Source organism: Gordonia polyisoprenivorans (assembly GCF_017654315.1).
GTDB classification, from domain to species: Bacteria; Actinomycetota; Actinomycetes; order Mycobacteriales; family Mycobacteriaceae; genus Gordonia; species Gordonia polyisoprenivorans_A.
The window spans coordinates 4365236-4382259 of the sequence record NZ_CP072203.1 but is presented as its reverse complement, the minus strand read 5'-3'; the positions used below and the strand labels follow the sequence as shown (position 1 = coordinate 4382259).

Genomic DNA, 17024 nt, shown 5'->3' with positions numbered 1-17024 from the left:
ATGGCAGGGGACTCGGAGTCCGCGAGCACGGGGTCTGTGGACGGCGGGTCCGCGGCCACCGGATCTGCGATCACCCGTGACGAGGTCGCGCATCTGGCCCGGCTGTCGCGGCTGGCGCTGAGCGAAGACGAGCTCGACGTGTATGCGCAGCAACTCGATTCGATTCTCGCCCATGTCGCGCAGGTGTCGGAGGTGGCCGCCGACGACGTGCCGCCGACCGCCCACCCGGCGGCGCTGGCCAATGTGCTGCGTCCCGATGTGGCGGTACCGGGGCTGACCACCGAACAGGCGCTGTCCGGGGCGCCCGCCGTCGAGCAGGATCGCTTCGCGGTCCCGCAGATCCTGGGGGAGGAACAGTGAGCGCGCCGTCGACCCGTACGTCCACCGAGATCACCGGCCTGACCGCCGCCGAACTGGGCGCCAAGATCGCCGCCCGCGAGGTGTCCTCGGTCGAGGTGACCTCGGCGCATCTCGATCGCATCGCCGAGATCGACGACCAGCTGGGCGCATTCCTGCACGTCAGTGGTCCGCAAGCGCTGGTAGCGGCCAAGGCGGCCGACGATGCCATCGCCGCGGGCGAGGCGCGGTCGCCGTTGGCCGGTGTACCGATCGCCCTCAAGGACGTGTTCACCACCACCGATGCGCCGACCACCTGCGGGTCGAAGATCCTCGAGGGCTGGGTGCCCCCGTACGACGCGACCGTCACCGAACGGCTGCGCTCGGCCGGCTTGCCGATCCTCGGCAAGACCAACATGGACGAGTTCGCGATGGGCAGTTCCACCGAGAACTCCGCCTACCAGGTGACGCGAAACCCCTGGGACGTCACCAGGATTCCCGGCGGTTCGGGCGGCGGTAGTGCCGCGGCACTCGCCTCGTTCCAGGCCCCGCTGGCCATCGGCACCGACACCGGTGGATCGATCCGTCAGCCCGCCGCGGTCACCGCCACCGTCGGCGTCAAACCGACCTACGGCACCGTCTCCCGGTACGGGCTCGTCGCGTGCGCGTCGTCGCTCGACCAGGGTGGGCCGTGTGCGCGCACCGTGCTCGACACCGCGCTGCTCCACGAGATCATCGCCGGTCACGACCCGCGCGACTCCACCTCGATCGACGCGCCGGTCCCGGATGTGGTCGGTGCGGCGAAGGCCGGTGCGGCGGGCGATCTGAGCGGTGTTCGGGTCGGCGTGGTCCGCGAACTGCAGGGGGAGGGCTACCAGTCCGGGGTGCTCGCCTCGTTCGAACAGGCCGTCGCCGAGCTGACCGCGCGCGGGGCGCAGGTCGTCGAGGTGTCGTGCCCGCACTTCACCTACGCGCTCGGCGCGTACTACCTGATCCTGCCCAGCGAGGTCTCCAGCAACCTCGCGCGCTTCGACGCCATGCGCTACGGACTACGCGTCGGCGACGACGGCCACCACAGCGCCGAAGAGGTCATGGCACTGACCCGCGAGGCCGGTTTCGGCCCGGAGGTCAAGCGCCGCATCATGATCGGCACCTACGCCCTGTCGTCGGGCTACTACGACGCCTACTACGGCCAGGCACAGAAGGTGCGGACCCTCATCGCCGCCGACTTCGCCGCCGCCTTCGAGAAGGTCGACGTCCTGGTCTCACCGACCACCCCGACGACCGCGTTCCGCATCGGTGAGAAGGTCGACGATCCGCTCGCGATGTACCTGTTCGACCTCGCAACACTCCCGGTGAACCTCGCCGGTGTCGCGGCGATGTCGGTGCCGTCGGGTGTCTCCGGCGACGACGGGCTGCCCGTCGGGTTGCAGATCATGGCTCCGGCCCTCGCCGACGACCGGCTCTACCGTGTCGGGGCGGCCTATGAAGCCACCCGCGGACCGATCGGGTAACTCTTCCGGCATCACGGCAGCGCGCCCTGTTCGGGCCCGTACCGGTGCCCGGTACCGGCGGGGCCGTCGAGTGCGCCGAGTAGATCCACCGATGTCTGCACGAACGACACCACGGGCAGCCACGGCGGGGTACGCATCCGCGCACCCACGATCCGGGTCTGTGCCGGCCGTGACGGCGGGCGCCACACCGATGCCGTCGACCACCGGGTGACCGGGTCGGACGCGTTGGCGAACACGATGCGCGACGATCCGCCGCCCCGTGGATCGACCGTGTCGGCGGGGACCCCAGCCAGCACGGTGCCGGCCACCGCACCCGGACGGCGGGCATCGGCCCATGCCCGCGCACGGTCGGCGCCCAGGGCGCCCAGACTCTGTCCGTAGAGGTACACCCGCGGACGAGCCAAGCCCGGTGGCAGCGTGTCCCGGGCATCGAGGACATGGCGAAGCAGGGCGACGGTTGCGGTCGCGGCCGAACCGCGGTCGGAGACGAAGACCCGCCAGGACGAGGCCGACGCGTACGGCAACGACAAGAACTCCACATCGCCGTGCAGGCGTGCGCGCATCGCCGTGGTCGCCTGCGGATCGACCCACCCCGATCCGGTGGGAACCGCGATCACCACCGCACCACGGTGCAAGCCGCCCTCGCGAACCCACGTCTCGGTGAGAACGGTTGCCGCGCGGTCGATGTCGGCGGCCGCGGGTGTGGCATCGGTCGATGCGGCAGCCGAGGTGGCGGGTGCGCCGAACAGCACGACCGTGGCGAGCGCTGCGGTTGCCGCCATCGCAGCGCGGCGCCCGAACCATGCGACGGCGACGAACCCCGCGCATCCGGCCGCGGTCAGCGCCACCGTGTATGCGGGCTCCACGCCTGCGATTCCGATGTCACTGCGGATAGCGTTCTGCCACAGAGTGTTTGCGATCGACCCGGCCACCAGTGCTGCGACCGCGAGAGAGGTGACCGACCACGACGCGAAGAGGCGTTCGGGCCGTGCCGACCCGAGCGCACGACCCACCGCCGTCATCACCGCCACGCACACGCCGGTCAGGACGGCCGCGGTGACGACATCCCGGGGCAACGAGCCCGGCCACAAGGCGATGAGCGCGCCGATGAGCCCGCCGAGCACGGTGGCCGAACCCGGCGGGGTTGAACGGCGTGGTACCGGCCGGTGAGGTGCGACTGCCGCTGCGGTGATCATCGCGCCACCCCGCTGTCGCCACCGATCTCGGCGATCACCCGAACGGCGGTCGACGCCGCGATCGTCGTCATCGACTCCGACGGTGCCGGTGGGCCGGAGTACTGCCGCCAGGTGTTGAGGGCCAGGCCGACGCGACTGAGCTCGGCGGCAGCCGAACATACGGGATCGTGGCATGCCGCGTGCATCCGCTCGATGAGCATGTGGTCGAGGGCCGGTCGGGCCCACGGGCCCAGCGGATGACCGGTGCGCTGCGCGTAGCGAAGCAGGTCATAGCCGAAATCATGTGTGCGGCAGGCTGGTTCGAATCGTTCGGGCAAGGGGATCGGCGATGAGCAGCCGCCGTCGGGGTTGGCCGGGTAGCCGTTCTCGAGCAGTGGCCGATAGCCCATGACGGCCTCGAAATCCGTGGGGAGAACCCGCAGTACGCTCTCCGGATCGGGGCCGACGAGCACATGAACCGTGTGCTCCGCGGCGGTGGTGTCGGTCGGGGAGTGATCGTGCACCGCCGATGCCCTCCCGGTAGCCATCACGTGCAACACCAGCACGGCCGCGCCGATCAGAATCCACATCACCGGACGGAAGCCACGCCGCCGCCATGTCCGTCGAGCATCGTCAGAAGTCATGCCGCTGACGCTAGGAACGACGATCACGTGGGCACATCGCCCACGCGAACCGATGGCAATCGGCTCCGCAGAGGGTGATGACAGGCCGGTCTGGCTCGGGAGTAGCGTGCGAATCCCACTCCGCAGTATGAGGACTTCGACCGATCCGCCGCCTAGCGTGGAGGCCGAGGTGATCACATGATGGGACGGATGGTCCGAGCGGCACGCACTGCGGCCGTCGATGAACTGCGCGCGTTACCGGCGCTCGCGCACCCGGGTGTACGTGCCTGGGTCCGGTCTCCGGGCAACTGGTTCTTCGCGATTTTCGCGGGGGTGCTGTTCGCCGTCTCATGGCCGACAATGCCTCTGACACTGGATGTTCCGGCGTACGCCTGGCCGATCCTGGCTGCGGTGGCGGCGTGGCCGGTGGCGATGGCGTGGAGTGCGCCGATGCTGGGCTGGGCGATCTCGGTGATCGGGGCGCAGCTCATCGGGCTGTTCATCCCCGCGGCGCCGGGGTGGCCGTGGACGATCCAGGTCACCCATATCATCGCGTTCCTGGTCCTGACGTTCATGGCGTATCTGCGCTGCCCGTTGCGGTTGCTCGCGCCGGTGTGGATCTGTGCGTCGCTGGTGATTGCCTTCGCGGCGCCGCCGGGCGCGCGGGTCGGCTGGGTGGTCGGTCTGACGTTCATGGCCGTCGTCGTGGCCCTGCTGCGCGGGTTGCTCACCTCGCGTAGACAACTCGCCGTGCGCACCGAGGAGACCAAGGTCGCCGAGTCGACCAGTGCGGTGTTGCAGGAACGTGCCCGTATCGCTCGAGACCTGCACGACGTTGTGGCACATCGGATGTCGATGGTCGTCGTGATGGCCCAGACCGCGCGGTACCGGCTGCCCGACGTCGACGAGGTCTGCGCGGCCGAGTTCGAGGCGATCGCGCAGGCCGCACGCACCTCACTCGACGAGGTGCGGCAATTGCTCGGCGTCCTCCGGGTGGAGGGCGAGGGAGGGGAGGCGGCACCCGCGCCGAGTCCCGGACTCGCCGACATCGATGCGCTGGTCACCCAGACCCGGCGGGCCGGCGCGCGGATCGCCGTGACCGACGAGCTCGACCACGCGGTGTTCGCCGAGTCGTCGGCGTTGGTGATCTATCGCATCGTCCAGGAGTGTCTGGCCAACGCGACACGCCACGCGCCGGGCAGCGCCATCGAGGTGCGTCTGACCCCCGCCGACGGCGAGCCGTACGGGGGTACTGCCGCGCAGATCAGCGTCGTCAACACCGCCCCGACCGAACCGCCGCTGCACCTGTCCGGGGCCGGCGTGGGTATTGCGGGTATGGGTGATCGCGCGCGAGCGGTGGGCGGATCCCTGACCGCCACACCCACATCCGACGGTGGATTCGCGGTGCGCGCCCACATCCCCGCCTCGGCGCGGACTCCGGTGATGTCGTCGATCGCGGGGGCACACGGTGCGGTGCCGGAGCTTCCCGCCGCCAACGGGTAGCGTTGCGGCCGTGTCGATCACGCTCGTCGTCGCCGATGACCAGGCGATGGTCCGTCAGGGATTCTCGGCCCTGCTCGCCGCGCAACCCGACCTGTCGGTGCTCGGTGACGCCGCCGACGGCATCGAGGCCGTGGAATTGTGTCGCCGGGTCCATCCCGATGTGGTCCTGATGGACGTGCGGATGCCGCGCCGCGACGGGTTGTGGGCGGCCGCACAGATTCTCGGTACCCGCGGCGCCGACGAGGTGCAACAACCGGCCGACGGCGTCGCAGGCCGCACGAAGGTCCTGATGTTGACCACCTTCGACATCGACGACTACGTGTACGAGGCGTTGCGGATCGGCGCGTCGGGGTTCCTGCTCAAGGATGCCCCCGCCGACGAACTCGTCCGGGCGGTTCGGGTGGTCGCCGCGGGCGAGGCGCTGCTGGCGCCGTCGATCACCCGCCGCCTCATCCGTGAGGTCACCGGGCGCCGGACCCGTCCGCGTTCGGATCGGGCGATCGAGGCGTTGACCCCGCGGGAGCGTGAGGTGCTCGATCTCGTGGCCGACGGCAAGTCGAACCAGGAGATCGCCACCGACCTGTTCGTCGCCGAACAGACCGTGAAAACCCATGTGAGCAGCGTCCTGACCAAGTTGGCGTTGCGCGATCGCGCCCAGGCGGTCGTCTTCGCCTACGAGAACGGACTCAAGTGAGCACCCCGAGCCTGCCGTGCGGAGACCGACGGCGGGCACGAGTGCGCCGTCGGCACTAGATTGTGTGCAGACGCGGGGTCGCGCGGAATTCCGGCGATCCCGGCTCCAACGGGCAGGAGGCTCACAGCGGTATGGCCAAGAGATTCGGGATTCTCACATCCGGCGGCGACTGCCCCGGACTGAACGCGGTGATCCGCGGCGCAGTACTCAAGGGTGAGACGGTCTACGGCCACGAGTTCGTCGGCTTCCGCGACGGCTGGTACGGCCTGGTCTACGGCGACATCATGGAACTCGACCGCTCGGTGGTGCGCGGTCTGTCCAACCAGGGCGGCACCATCCTCGGCACCAGCCGGTTCGGCCCGTACTCCGAACCCGACGGTGGCCCCGACGCCATCAAGAAGGTCCTCAAGAATCTCGGGATCGACGGTGTGATCGCGATCGGCGGTGAGGGCACCGCATCGGCGGCCAAACGTCTCTACGAGGACGGCATCAACATCGTCGGCGTCCCCAAGACGATCGACAACGACATCAACGCCACCGACTACACGTTCGGTTTCGACACCGCGGTCAACATCGCCACCGAGGCAATCGACCGGCTGCGCACCACGGGCAATTCGCACAAACGCTGCATGGTGCTCGAGGTGATGGGACGCCACGCGGGCTGGATCGCCCTGCATTCTGGAATCGCCGGTGGCGCGCACGCGATCCTGATCCCCGAACAACCCGAGAGCATGAATCAGATCTGCGCATGGGTGACCAGCGTCAAGAACCGCGGTCGTGCGCCGATGGTCGTCGTCGCCGAGGGCTTCAAGCTGCCCGACATGGGAGAAGCCCACTCCACCAAGGGGCTCGACGGGTTCAACCGTCCGCGCCTCGGCGGAATCGCCGATGTGTTGGCACCGATGATCGAGGAGCGCACCGGCATCGAGACCCGCGCGACCGTTCTCGGACACATCCAGCGGGGCGGTACGCCCACCTCGTTCGACCGGGTGCTGGCCACTCGCATGGGTATGGCCACCGCCGATCTCGTCGCCGATAAGTACTGGGGTCACATGATCGCGCTCCGCGGCACCGAGATGCACCGCATCACCTTCGACGAGGCGCTGGCCAACCCCAAGACCGTGCCGCTGGATCAGTATCAGGAGATCCGGGTCATCTTCGGCTGAGGTGCGGCCCGGTTCACGCCGGGTCGCGGGGGATCACTATCCACAGCAGCAGATACAGCAGCACCTGCGGACCGGGCAGAAGGATCGAGGCGACGAACGCCGCGCGGACCAGGGTTGCATCCCATCCGTAGCGTGCGGCGATGCCGCCGCACACCCCGCCGAGCCAGGCGTCGCCGCGTGAGCGGGTGAGCCGCCGCGCCGGGGGAACCGAGGTTGTGTGGGGTGTCTGGTGAATGGTCATCGGCCGTCCTCTCACTGAGTGTTCTGACACCTGAAACGCTAGGAGTCGGCGGCGCCGATGGCATCGGGGACGTTCCTGCTTTCGTCCCCGAGATTTGTCCCGACCCGCGGCCGCATAAACTGGTGGCCATGACTGCCGCAGCTGCCGAATTGATGGACTACGACCAGGTCATCGACGAATTCGATCCGGTGATGGGACTCGAGGTGCACGTCGAACTCGGTACCACGACCAAGATGTTCTGCGGCTGCCCCACAGCGTTCGGGGCCGACCCCAACACCCAGGTGTGCCCGGTGTGCATCGGCCTGCCGGGCTCGCTCCCGGTGGTCAACGCCACCGCCATCGAATACGCGATCCGCATCGGCCTCGCACTGAACTGCTCGATCCGACCCTCGAGCGTGTTCGCCCGCAAGAACTACTTCTATCCCGATCAGCCGAAGAACTACCAGATCAGTCAGTACGACGAGCCGATCGCCTACGAAGGTCACCTCGACGTCGCACTCTCCGACGGCACCACCTGGCGTGTGGAGATCGAGCGCGCGCACATGGAGGAGGACACCGGCAAATCGCTGCACATCGGCGGCGCGGGACGCATCCACGGAGCCGATCACTCGTTGCTCGACTACAACCGGGCCGGGGTGCCACTCGTCGAGATCGTCACCAAACCGATCGTCGGTGCCGGCGCACGCGCGCCGGAGGTGGCCCGCGCCTATGTGACCGCGCTGCGGGATCTGCTGAAATCGCTCGGGGTCTCCGATGTGCGGATGGATCAGGGGTCGCTGCGTTGCGACGCCAACGTGTCCCTGATGCGCAAGGGCGCAAGCGAATTCGGCACCCGTACCGAAACCAAGAACGTCAACTCGCTCAAGAGCGTCGAGACGGCGGTGACCTTCGAGATGCGCAGGCAGGCCGCGGTGCTCACCGCCGGCGGGGAGATCGTGCAGGAGACCCGGCACTACCACGAGACCGACGGCACCACCTCGCCCGGCCGACGCAAGGAGACCGCCGAGGACTACCGCTACTTCCCCGAGCCCGACCTGCCGCCGGTGCAGCCGGCCGCGGACTGGATCGAGGAGATCCGCGCGACCCTGCCGGAACTGCCGTGGGTGCGCCGCGCCCGTATTCAGCAGGAGTGGGGGGTGTCCGACGAGGTCATGCGTGACCTGGTCAACGTCGGCGCGGTCGATCTGATCATCGCAACCGTCGACGCCGGCGCCGCCCCCGAGGCCGCGCGCGGGTGGTGGGTGTCGTTCCTGGCACAGCAGGCCAACAGTCGTGGCAGCGACCTCGCCGATCTGCCCATCACCCCCGAGCAGGTCGCCGAGATCATCGGACTCGTCGACGAGGGCAAGCTGACCACCAAACTCGCCCAGCAGGTGGCCGTCGCGGTACTCGACGGCGAAGGCCAACCCGCGCAGATCGTCGCCGATCGCGGACTCGAGGTGGTACGCGACGACTCGGCATTGCAGAAGGCCATCGACAACGCACTGGCCGCCAACCCCGACATCGTCGAGAAGATCCGCGGGGGCAAGGTGAAAGCGGCCGGCAAGATCGTCGGCGACGTCATGAAAGCGACGCGCGGCCAAGCAGATCCGGCGCGCGTGCAGGAACTGGTGCTGGCCGCCTGCCAGTAGGTGCCGACGGGGGCGACACTCAGGTGTTGCTCGCCGAGCTCGCCGGCGGGATGAACCGCACGACGCGATCATCGGTACTCACCGGCTGCCCGTAGGCGCGGTTCACCGTCGCGAATTGCACGACCCCGTTGTCCAGTGCGGTGATCCGGCCCAGCGCTCCGTAGCGCTTCTCCAGCACCACGGTCGGCGGAGTGATGGTCGGGCGCTGCCGGGTGGGTTCGTTGATCGCTTCGATGCGTTGGGTTCGCGTCTCGGTGACGAGGATCTGCCCGCCGGTGGCGGCGCAGCCGGCGATCTGCGGTTTGTCGGGCCATGTCCACAGCACCGTCGTCGCTCCGGACTCCTCGACCGATTGCAGGCGATCTTCCGTCGGACCCTGATCCGTCATGTACAGACCACCGCCGGAGCTCGGGCACAATGCGACATTCGAGCCGAGGCCGGACGCGAGGATCTTCGGCCGGGTGGTCGACCCGGAGGACAGATCGGTGACCGCGAGGAGTTTGCCGGCGAGCGATCCGGGATCGCCTGCGGCCGCGGGGTTGCCGGCGTTGCCGGTCGCCACCAGCAGCTCCGAGGGCGAGGCGAACATCAGCGCACCCATGTTTCCGGTGGCGCCCTTGGGGATTCCGGTCAGGATCGGCTTGGCGACGTCACCCGGCGCGAGCCGTACCACCCGATTGTCGGTGGGCGTGGTGATCAACGCGTAGATCAGCTGATCCTGCTGATAGGTCGGGGAGAGGGCGAAGTCGATCAAGCCTCCGTCACCCGATCCGTCTACGTCGAAGGACGCCACGACCCGTTGTGGCCCATACCTTTTGGTAGTGATGATCTTGCCGGTCGTGCGTTCGGCGACGACGGTGACCGCGCCCTCGTCGTCGCCGGCGCGCACGCCGCCGGTGGAGGCGAGGCAGGTCGCGATGACGGCGGGGTCGGGGTCGACGCAGGGGCCCGGTGGGGGAGGACTCTCCTGTGCCGGGTTCTCCGGCGTCGACTGCGGAGGCTGGGTCGACTGCACTTCGAACGACTCGTTGTTCGGGCTGAACGGACCGGCAGCCTGATCACGATCCTGCTGCGAGAAATCCGCACAGGCGGCGACGGTCAGCATTACTGCGAGGACACCGATCAGCACCGTCACCCGGTGGCGACACGCGGCGAGCGTCCGACGGCGCCGGCCGGCGCCGGCCACTCGTCGTTGCACTTGCCGCCCCTCTCGCATGCCCACCACAGTAGGCGATTGCGATCGGCCGACCGCGCGGCGATCGGCCGCCCGACGGTCGGAAACCTCTAGCATCGGCCATGTGACCGATCGCGAGCATCCCGACGCGCCGGACAAGACGTTCCAGCCACCGAGCCCCTACGACGAACCGACGGGAGCGTTTCGCCGACCCGAGAGCGCCAGACCCGAGAGCGCCACACCCGAGCTCAGCGACGCCGACCGCGACGCCTTCTACGAGCGGCACCATCGTCGACCCGGACGGTTGTCACGAGTGGATTCGCTCGACGACCTCGATCCCGGCGAGGTGGAGACCCGGCCGATCGGCATCCCACAGCAGCCTCCACCGCGCCGCAATCCCGTGCCGATACCGCCGGTGCCGGCTGCGAATGCGGGAACCGTGGCGGACGCGGAGACGGCGGCCATCGAGAAGCCGGGCACGCCGGAGCCGGTCACCGAGAAGCTCCCCGCCACGCCGATCCCGTCGGTCGAGGAAACGTTTCCCGAACTGTCGCGGAACCGTGCGAAGCTCGCGGAGACGCCGACCCGAGCACTCCTGCACGGTGAGGAGCCGTTGCCGACCACCCGCGCGCTGGGTGAGCAAGAGCCGGCCGGGGACGATCTCGACGGCGATGTCGCGACCGACGGCGAGAAATGGGCCGGTACCGATCGCGACGACCAGCCCGAGACCGCGCGCCGGCGGCGTGGTTTGTTCGGCCGGCGCGCCGCCGACGACCTCGATGCCGTCGACGCCGACCATGCCGACGATGCACCCACCGTCGAGGCCACCCGTGCCGAACCGATCATCGTGACGGCCCCGCGCGGCACCCTCGATCTGGGCCTGCTGCTGCTGCGGTTGGCGATCGGCATCGTCGCCGTCGCGCATGGTCTGCAGAAGCTGTTCGGGCTCTGGGGCGGTCCGGGGCTGTCGGGATATCAGGAGATGCTCGCCAACAATCCCAACCCGACGATCGGCTTCCACTCCGACGTCACCCGGCCGCTGGCGATCGTCGGTGCGCTGGCCGAGACGATCGGCGGCGCAATGGTCGTCCTGGGCCTGTTCACCCCGATCGGCGCGTGCACGATCGTCTCGGTGATGCTCCTGGCATCCGCCTACAAGACGACGCTGGCCGGGGGATTCGCGTTCTTCGCCGCAGCCGGTGGCATCGAGTACGAGCTCGTCCTCGCGGTGGCGGCCGCCGCCCTGGTGTTGACCGGTCCGGGGCTCTACGCCTTCGATGCCACCCGAGGCTGGGCGCGTCGGCCATTCCTCGGGTCGGTGGCCTGGCTGATCGTGGGTATCGCCGCCGCGGTCGCGGTGTGGATGCTGTTCAACGGGACCAACCCGCTCAACTCGCCCGGCAACCCGCGGTAGCCGCGCGCTCGACTCGTTCGTCCCCGAGTATTCGGTTCTTCCCCGGGAAATCTCCCGAGGAAGAACCGAATGCTGCGGGAAGAACCGGATTCAGTCGACCTGACGGACCGCGCCCTTGTCGGCGGAGGTGGCCAGCTTGGCGTAGGCGCGCAACGCCGTGGTGACCGTGCGCTGCCGGTCCTTGGGCTGCCACGGACGTTCGGAGGCCTCCATCTTGGCGCGGCGCTCCGCGAGCACCTCGTCGTCGACGAGAACGGCGAGCTGCCGTGTCTTGACGTCGATGACGATCGGGTCGCCGTCCTCGATGAGCCCGATGACGCCGCCGGCGGCGGCTTCGGGGGAGATGTGACCGACCGACAGTCCCGACGAGCCGCCGGAGAACCGGCCGTCGGTGATCAGGCCGCACTTCTTGCCCATCCCGGTGCCCTTCATGAAGGCTGTCGGGTGCAGCATCTCCTGCATGCCCGGCCCGCCGGACGGGCCTTCGTAGCGGACGACGAGCACTTCGCCGGCCTGCAGCGTCTTGGACAGGATGACCTGCACGGCCTCCTCCTGGGACTCCACGACGCGTGCCGGGCCCTCGAAGTGCCACAGATCCTCGTCGATCCCCGCGGTCTTGAGGACGGCACCGTCCTGCGCGAGGTTGCCGCGCAGCACGCAGAGCCCACCCTCGACGGTGTAGGCGTGGTCCTTGTCGCGGATGCAGCCGCCCTCGGCGTCGGTGTCGAGTTCGTCCCACCGGTTGGCGGTGGAGAACGGGGTGGTGGTACGCACCCCGCCCGGGGCGGCGTGGAACAGTTCGATGGCCTCGTCGGTCGCCTTGCCGCCGCGGATGTCCCAGTCGTCGAGGAACGCCCCGATACTCGGGGAGTGCACGGTCGGCGCCGAGTCGTCGATCAGCCCGGCACGACGCAGTTCGCCGAGGATGGCCGGGATGCCACCGGCCCGGTGGACGTCTTCCATGTGATAATCCGAATTGGGGGCGACCTTCGACAGGCACGGCACCCCGCGGCTGATCTCGTCGATGACCGTCAGGTCGAAGTCGGCGACCTCACCTTCCTGTGCGGCGGCGAGGATGTGCAGCACGGTGTTCGTCGAGCCGCCCATGGCGACGTCGAGGGCCATGGCGTTGCGGAAGGCGGTCGGGCCCGCGATGTTGCGGGGCAGCACCGAGGCATCGTCGTCGCGGTACCACTTCTGGGCGGCCTCGACGACGACACGTCCGGCTCGGGAGAACAGGGCCCGACGGGCTTCGTGGGTGGCCAGGGTCGAACCGTTGCCGGGCAGGGCCAGACCCAGCGCCTCGGTGAGGCAGTTCATCGAGTTGGCGGTGAACATGCCCGAGCACGACCCGCAGGTCGGGCACGCCGAGCGCTCGACCTCGCCGAGTCCGGCCTCGTCGACGTTGCTGTTGGCCGATGCGGAGATGGCGGTGATCAGGTCGGTGGGCGCATGCGCGACGCCGTCGACGACGACGGCCTTGCCCGCCTCCATCGGTCCGCCGGAGACGAAGACCGTCGGGATGTTCAGGCGCATCGCGGCGTTGAGCATTCCCGGGGTGATCTTGTCGCAGTTGGAGATACACACCAGGGCGTCGGCGGTGTGGGCATTGACCATGTATTCGACGCTGTCGGCGATGATCTCGCGGCTCGGCAGCGAGTAGAGCATGCCATCGTGGCCCATCGCGATCCCGTCGTCGACGGCGATCGTGTGGAACTCGCGGGGCACACCGCCTGCGGCGCGGACGGCCTCGGCCACGATGTCACCCACGTCCTTGAGATGAACGTGTCCGGGGACGAACTGCGTATAGGAGTTGGCGATCGCGACGATCGGCTTGCCGAAGTCGTCGTCGGTCATTCCGGTGGCACGCCACAGGGAGCGGGCGCCGGCGGCTTCGCGTCCGACGGTGGTGGTTCGGGACCGCAAGGGTGGCATGGGTTTTCCTCGATCGGGTTCGCTTGCGCGCCCGCACTGCGGACGCGCACGGCACTGACGTGGGGTCAACGCGCGAACCGCTCGAGGGTAGTCACGAGCGGGTCCGACTCAGGAGGTGGGGGTGGGCTTGATTCCTCGCCGCCGGCGCTGACCGCGACCGTCGACACGATGGCGTGGACGATCAGCCGCGTCCACGGTACTCCTGGCTGACGTGCGGGAACAAAACAGTTCTCGCTCGCCTCAGCGTGCGTCGCGGGCGGCGGCGAAGGGATCGGGAATCCGGCCGGCGCTGGCGGCCGAGAGTCGCGGCATGTCCTGGAAGGTGATGGCGGGCAGGCGGACACGATCACCGTCGGCGAGTACCGCCCGTACCGGGCCCCACCGGCTGAACTGCAAACCCTCGATGTCGGGCCACGCGACCTCCCGGGAACCGAAGGTGCCGACCGCGCGTAGTCCGTCCTCGGTCACCACGGTCTTGATGCGCCAGATCCATACCGCGAGCAGGACCGGGACCGCGAAGGTCCAGCCGAACCACGCGAGGTTGGTGCCCGCCAGGATCAGCACCACCAGCAGCGTCGCGGGCACGGCGAAATAGGCGAGCTTGCTGAGCTTGAACTCCTGGGGCAATTCGATCGCGTCGGACGTCGTCCCGGCCGGTGTGGCCTTGGTCGACTCCGCCGGGGTCGACCGTGCCGAATCGGAGGAGGACGGGGTGGACGACCGAGCGCCGGAGGAAGAACGAGTCACGATCCCATTGTGGCATCCGGCAGCCGGTGCTCTCGACGCGCGGGGTGTGCCGAGGACCAGTGATTTCCCAGGATCTGGGACGCGGGGGAGGCGAGTTTGACTCTGCACTATCTGCAGTCCTACCGTGATTGACGTGATGCACAACGAGCTTCTCGTAGTAATCGGCCGGCGCGTCGTCGCCTGACCGGTCACTTCATCGACCTCCCAGCATCGACGCGCCACCCTCGAACAGCAACCGCTGTCGGGGGTTTTTTGTTGCCCACCCCCATTGACCCCGAATCCCCGGTTGAGCGGTAGTAGAGACCAGTACTGCAGTCCACCTGCGACTGAGAACGACGACCGCCGACCACGAACACGAAGGACCGTGCAGTGAGCGCACCAACAGCACGTACGGACACGACCACTCCGGGCGCCGGGTCGCGTCAGGAATCGCCGGCGGCGGGCAGCCTCCGCGCGGTACGGCAGAACACCGTTGCCCCCGAGCGCGTCAGCGGCGCGCAGTCGGTGGTCCGTTCGCTGGAAGAACTCGGTGTCGAGGTGGTCTTCGGTATTCCGGGCGGTGCGGTGCTCCCGGTGTACGACCCGCTTCTCGATTCGCGCAAGGTCCGCCACGTGCTCGTCCGTCACGAGCAGGGAGCGGGCCACGCGGCCACCGGCTACGCACAGGTCACCGGTCGTGCCGGGGTGATGATGGCGACGTCGGGTCCCGGCGCCACCAACCTCGTCACCCCGCTCGCCGACGCGCAGATGGACTCGGTGCCCGTCGTCGCAATCACCGGCCAGGTTGGTCGCGCGCTCATCGGTACCGACGCCTTCCAGGAAGCCGACATCTCCGGTATCACCATGCCGGTCACCAAGCACAACTTCCTCGTGTACAACGCGATCGACATCCCGCGGGTCATCGCCGAGGCCTTCCACATCGCCGAGAGCGGCCGTCCCGGCGCCGTGCTGGTCGACATCCCCAAGGACATCCTGCAGGCCCAGACGACCTTCTCCTGGCCGCCGCAGATCGACCTGCCCGGCTACCGGCCGGTGACCAAGCCGCACGGCAAGCAGGTGCGGGAGGCGGCGCGGATGATCAACGCCGCCAAGAACCCGGTGCTCTACGTCGGCGGCGGGGTCATCAAGGCCAACGCCTCGGCGGAGTTGCTCGAACTCGCCGAGCTCACCGGCATCCCCGTGGTCACCACCCTGATGGCGCGCGGGGCGTTCCCCGACTCGCATCCGCAGCACCTGGGTATGCCGGGGATGCACGGCACCGTCGCGGCCGTCGCCGCGCTGCAGCGCAGCGACCTGCTGATCACGCTCGGCGCCCGCTTCGACGACCGCGTCACCGGCCAGCTCTCGTCATTTGCCCAGGGCGCCAAGATCATTCACGCCGACATCGATCCGGCGGAGATCGGCAAGAACCGCCACGCGGACGTGCCGATCGTCGGCGACTGCAAAGCGGTCATCCTCGATCTGCTCGACACACTGCGTGCCGAACGGGCCACCACCGGCACCACGCCGGAGCTCGAGGAGTGGTGGGACTACCTCGACGGCATCCGTCGTACCTATCCGCTGAGCTACGACCGCCCCGCCGACGGTTCGATGTCGCCGGAGTTCGTGATCTCCCAGATCGGCAAGATCGCCGGACCCGACGCCGTCTACTGTGCCGGCGTCGGTCAGCACCAGATGTGGGCTGCGCAGTTCATCTCCTACGAGAAGCCGCGGACCTGGCTCAACTCCGGCGGTCTCGGCACGATGGGGTACGCGGTGCCCGCCGCGATGGGTGCCAAGATGGCCGCCCCCGACACCGAGGTGTGGGCCATCGACGGCGACGGCTGCTTCCAGATGACCAATCAAGAGCTGGCCACGTGTGCCATTGAGGGCATCCCGATCAAGGTCGCCCTGATCAACAACGGCAACCTCGGCATGGTGCGGCAGTGGCAGACCCTCTTCTACGAGGAGCGCTACTCCAACACCGACCTGGGGACACACTCGATGCGCATCCCCGACTTCGTCAAGCTCGCCGAGGCGTTGGGTTGCGCGGCGTTCCGCGTGGAGACCGAGGCAGAGGTCGACGAGGTCATCGCCAAGGCCCGCGAGATCAACGACCGCCCGGTCGTCATCGATTTCATCGTCGGTGCCGACGCGCAGGTGTGGCCGATGGTCGCCGCGGGCACCGGCAACGACGAGATCATGGCGGCCCGCGACATCCGGCCGCTGTTCGACGATGACGCGTCGGCCTCCGATCCCGCCGACATCCACGAAGTGGTCAATCAGAGCACCAATCTCGGCCAGGAGGGCGAGCAGAAGTGAGTACTCATACCCTCAGCGTCCTCGTGGAGGACCGTCCGGGCGTCCTGGCGCGCGTGTCGGGATTGTTCTCCCGGCGCGGATTCAACATCGAGTCCCTCGCCGTGGGACCCACCGAACTCAAGGGTGTCTCGCGGATGACGATCATGGTCTCCGTCGAGGACTTCCCGCTCGAGCAGGTCACCAAGCAGCTCAACAAGCTGATCAACGTGATCAAGATCGTCGAGCAGGACCCGTCGAGTTCGGTCTCACGTGAGCTGATGATGGTCAAGGTGCGCGCCGACTCCACGGTGCGCTCGGAGGTCATCGAGGTCGTGAATCTGTTCCGCGCCAAGGTGATCGACGTCTCCCCGGAGTCGCTGACCGTCGAGGCGACCGGCACCGCCGAGAAACTCGAGGCGTTGCTGCGGATGCTCGATCCGTACGGCATCCGGGAGATCGCGCAATCCGGCGCGGTCACCCTGGGGCGCGGCCCGAAGAGCATGTCGGCCAACCGCTGACGCACGTAAGTCACATCGCGCCCCACGCGGGATAACCGATTCGTTTGGGGCACAACACATATCGAAGGGAAGT

General features: G+C 68.4%; 15 protein-coding genes. 9 read left to right on the top strand and 6 right to left on the bottom strand.

Annotation, left to right across the window (positions count from 1 at the left end):
* On the top strand, positions 1–360 hold the full coding sequence (gene gatC, locus J6U32_RS19795; RefSeq protein WP_244332187.1) for an Asp-tRNA(Asn)/Glu-tRNA(Gln) amidotransferase subunit GatC: 360 nt from the start codon (positions 1–3) through the stop codon (positions 358–360).
* Positions 357–1850: an Asp-tRNA(Asn)/Glu-tRNA(Gln) amidotransferase subunit GatA gene (gene gatA, locus J6U32_RS19790; RefSeq protein ID WP_208791802.1), complete on the top strand. Its 1494-nt coding sequence runs from the start codon at positions 357–359 to the stop codon at positions 1848–1850. The genes gatC and gatA overlap by 4 nt, the downstream gene beginning before the upstream one ends.
* A gap of 11 nt (positions 1851–1861) precedes the next feature.
* On the opposite strand, the gene J6U32_RS19785 is transcribed toward gatA, so the two are convergent.
* Both J6U32_RS19785 and J6U32_RS19780 read right to left on the bottom strand, forming a co-directional pair.
* The gene (locus J6U32_RS19785) at positions 1862–3046 is read right to left on the bottom strand and encodes an alpha/beta-hydrolase family protein (RefSeq protein ID WP_244332185.1); all 1185 of its coding nucleotides are present in this window, start codon (positions 3044–3046) and stop codon (positions 1862–1864) included.
* A complete protein-coding gene (locus J6U32_RS19780; protein WP_244332183.1) occupies positions 3043–3669 on the bottom strand; it encodes a hypothetical protein in 627 nt (208 codons plus the stop codon). Before J6U32_RS19780 ends, J6U32_RS19785 begins: the two co-directional genes overlap by 4 nt.
* A gap of 177 nt (positions 3670–3846) precedes the next feature.
* On the opposite strand from J6U32_RS19780, the gene J6U32_RS19775 reads away from it, so the two are divergent.
* From J6U32_RS19775 to J6U32_RS19765, 3 genes are all read left to right on the top strand, one after another.
* The gene (locus tag J6U32_RS19775) at positions 3847–5151 is read left to right on the top strand and encodes a sensor histidine kinase (RefSeq protein ID WP_208791801.1); all 1305 of its coding nucleotides are present in this window, start codon (positions 3847–3849) and stop codon (positions 5149–5151) included.
* Positions 5152–5161: 10 nt separating this feature from the next.
* Positions 5162–5845, top strand: coding sequence for a LuxR C-terminal-related transcriptional regulator (locus J6U32_RS19770; RefSeq protein WP_208791800.1), 684 nt, complete (start codon positions 5162–5164; stop codon positions 5843–5845).
* 131 nt (positions 5846–5976) lie between these two features.
* Positions 5977–7011 (top strand): 6-phosphofructokinase, encoded by a 1035-nt coding sequence (locus J6U32_RS19765; RefSeq protein WP_208791799.1) that lies wholly within the window; start codon positions 5977–5979, stop codon positions 7009–7011.
* Between the two features lie 13 nt (positions 7012–7024).
* On the opposite strand, the gene J6U32_RS19760 is transcribed toward J6U32_RS19765, so the two are convergent.
* Complete coding sequence (locus J6U32_RS19760; protein ID WP_208791798.1) at positions 7025–7252, bottom strand: PspC domain-containing protein; 228 nt, start codon at positions 7250–7252, stop codon at positions 7025–7027.
* A 128-nt stretch (positions 7253–7380) separates the two neighbouring features.
* Between J6U32_RS19760 and gatB the strand changes: the two genes are divergently transcribed.
* Positions 7381–8883 carry an Asp-tRNA(Asn)/Glu-tRNA(Gln) amidotransferase subunit GatB gene (gatB, locus tag J6U32_RS19755; RefSeq protein WP_208791797.1) on the top strand — a complete coding sequence of 501 codons (1503 nt, stop codon included), beginning with the start codon at positions 7381–7383 and terminating at the stop codon, positions 8881–8883.
* Between the two features lie 19 nt (positions 8884–8902).
* On the opposite strand, the gene J6U32_RS19750 is transcribed toward gatB, so the two are convergent.
* Positions 8903–9988 carry a PQQ-dependent sugar dehydrogenase gene (locus tag J6U32_RS19750; RefSeq protein WP_208796225.1) on the bottom strand — a complete coding sequence of 362 codons (1086 nt, stop codon included), beginning with the start codon at positions 9986–9988 and terminating at the stop codon, positions 8903–8905.
* 193 nt (positions 9989–10181) lie between these two features.
* Here J6U32_RS19750 and J6U32_RS19745 point away from each other — a divergent pair, with 193 nt between their 5' ends.
* Positions 10182–11471, top strand: a complete 1290-nt coding sequence (locus tag J6U32_RS19745; RefSeq protein WP_208791796.1) for a DoxX family protein — start codon at positions 10182–10184, stop codon at positions 11469–11471.
* Between the two features lie 90 nt (positions 11472–11561).
* Here the strand turns inward: J6U32_RS19745 and ilvD are convergent, their stop codons facing one another.
* Both ilvD and J6U32_RS19735 read right to left on the bottom strand, forming a co-directional pair.
* A complete protein-coding gene (gene ilvD, locus J6U32_RS19740) occupies positions 11562–13406 on the bottom strand; it encodes a dihydroxy-acid dehydratase (RefSeq protein WP_208791795.1) in 1845 nt (614 codons plus the stop codon).
* A 240-nt stretch (positions 13407–13646) separates the two neighbouring features.
* The gene (locus J6U32_RS19735; protein WP_208791794.1) at positions 13647–14153 is read right to left on the bottom strand and encodes a PH domain-containing protein; all 507 of its coding nucleotides are present in this window, start codon (positions 14151–14153) and stop codon (positions 13647–13649) included.
* A 369-nt stretch (positions 14154–14522) separates the two neighbouring features.
* Here J6U32_RS19735 and J6U32_RS19730 point away from each other — a divergent pair, with 369 nt between their 5' ends.
* Both J6U32_RS19730 and ilvN read left to right on the top strand, forming a co-directional pair.
* Positions 14523–16454: an acetolactate synthase large subunit gene (locus J6U32_RS19730; protein ID WP_208791793.1), complete on the top strand. Its 1932-nt coding sequence runs from the start codon at positions 14523–14525 to the stop codon at positions 16452–16454.
* Positions 16451–16951 (top strand): acetolactate synthase small subunit, encoded by a 501-nt coding sequence (gene ilvN, locus J6U32_RS19725; RefSeq protein ID WP_006371017.1) that lies wholly within the window; start codon positions 16451–16453, stop codon positions 16949–16951. Before J6U32_RS19730 ends, ilvN begins: the two co-directional genes overlap by 4 nt.
* Positions 16952–17024: the final 73 nt, after the last annotated feature.

Coding starts and splice junctions, on each gene's coding strand:
- gatC (WP_244332187.1), top strand. CDS start 1: ATGGCAGGGGACTCGGAGTCCGCGAGCACGGGGTCTGTGGACGGCGGG.
- ilvD (WP_208791795.1), bottom strand. CDS start 13,406: ATGCCACCCTTGCGGTCCCGAACCACCACCGTCGGACGCGAAGCCGCC.
- J6U32_RS19760 (WP_208791798.1), bottom strand. CDS start 7,252: ATGACCATTCACCAGACACCCCACACAACCTCGGTTCCCCCGGCGCGG.
- J6U32_RS19780 (WP_244332183.1), bottom strand. CDS start 3,669: ATGACTTCTGACGATGCTCGACGGACATGGCGGCGGCGTGGCTTCCGT.
- J6U32_RS19750 (WP_208796225.1), bottom strand. CDS start 9,988: ATGCTGACCGTCGCCGCCTGTGCGGATTTCTCGCAGCAGGATCGTGAT.
- J6U32_RS19785 (WP_244332185.1), bottom strand. CDS start 3,046: ATGATCACCGCAGCGGCAGTCGCACCTCACCGGCCGGTACCACGCCGT.
- J6U32_RS19775 (WP_208791801.1), top strand. CDS start 3,847: ATGATGGGACGGATGGTCCGAGCGGCACGCACTGCGGCCGTCGATGAA.
- J6U32_RS19765 (WP_208791799.1), top strand. CDS start 5,977: ATGGCCAAGAGATTCGGGATTCTCACATCCGGCGGCGACTGCCCCGGA.
- gatB (WP_208791797.1), top strand. CDS start 7,381: ATGACTGCCGCAGCTGCCGAATTGATGGACTACGACCAGGTCATCGAC.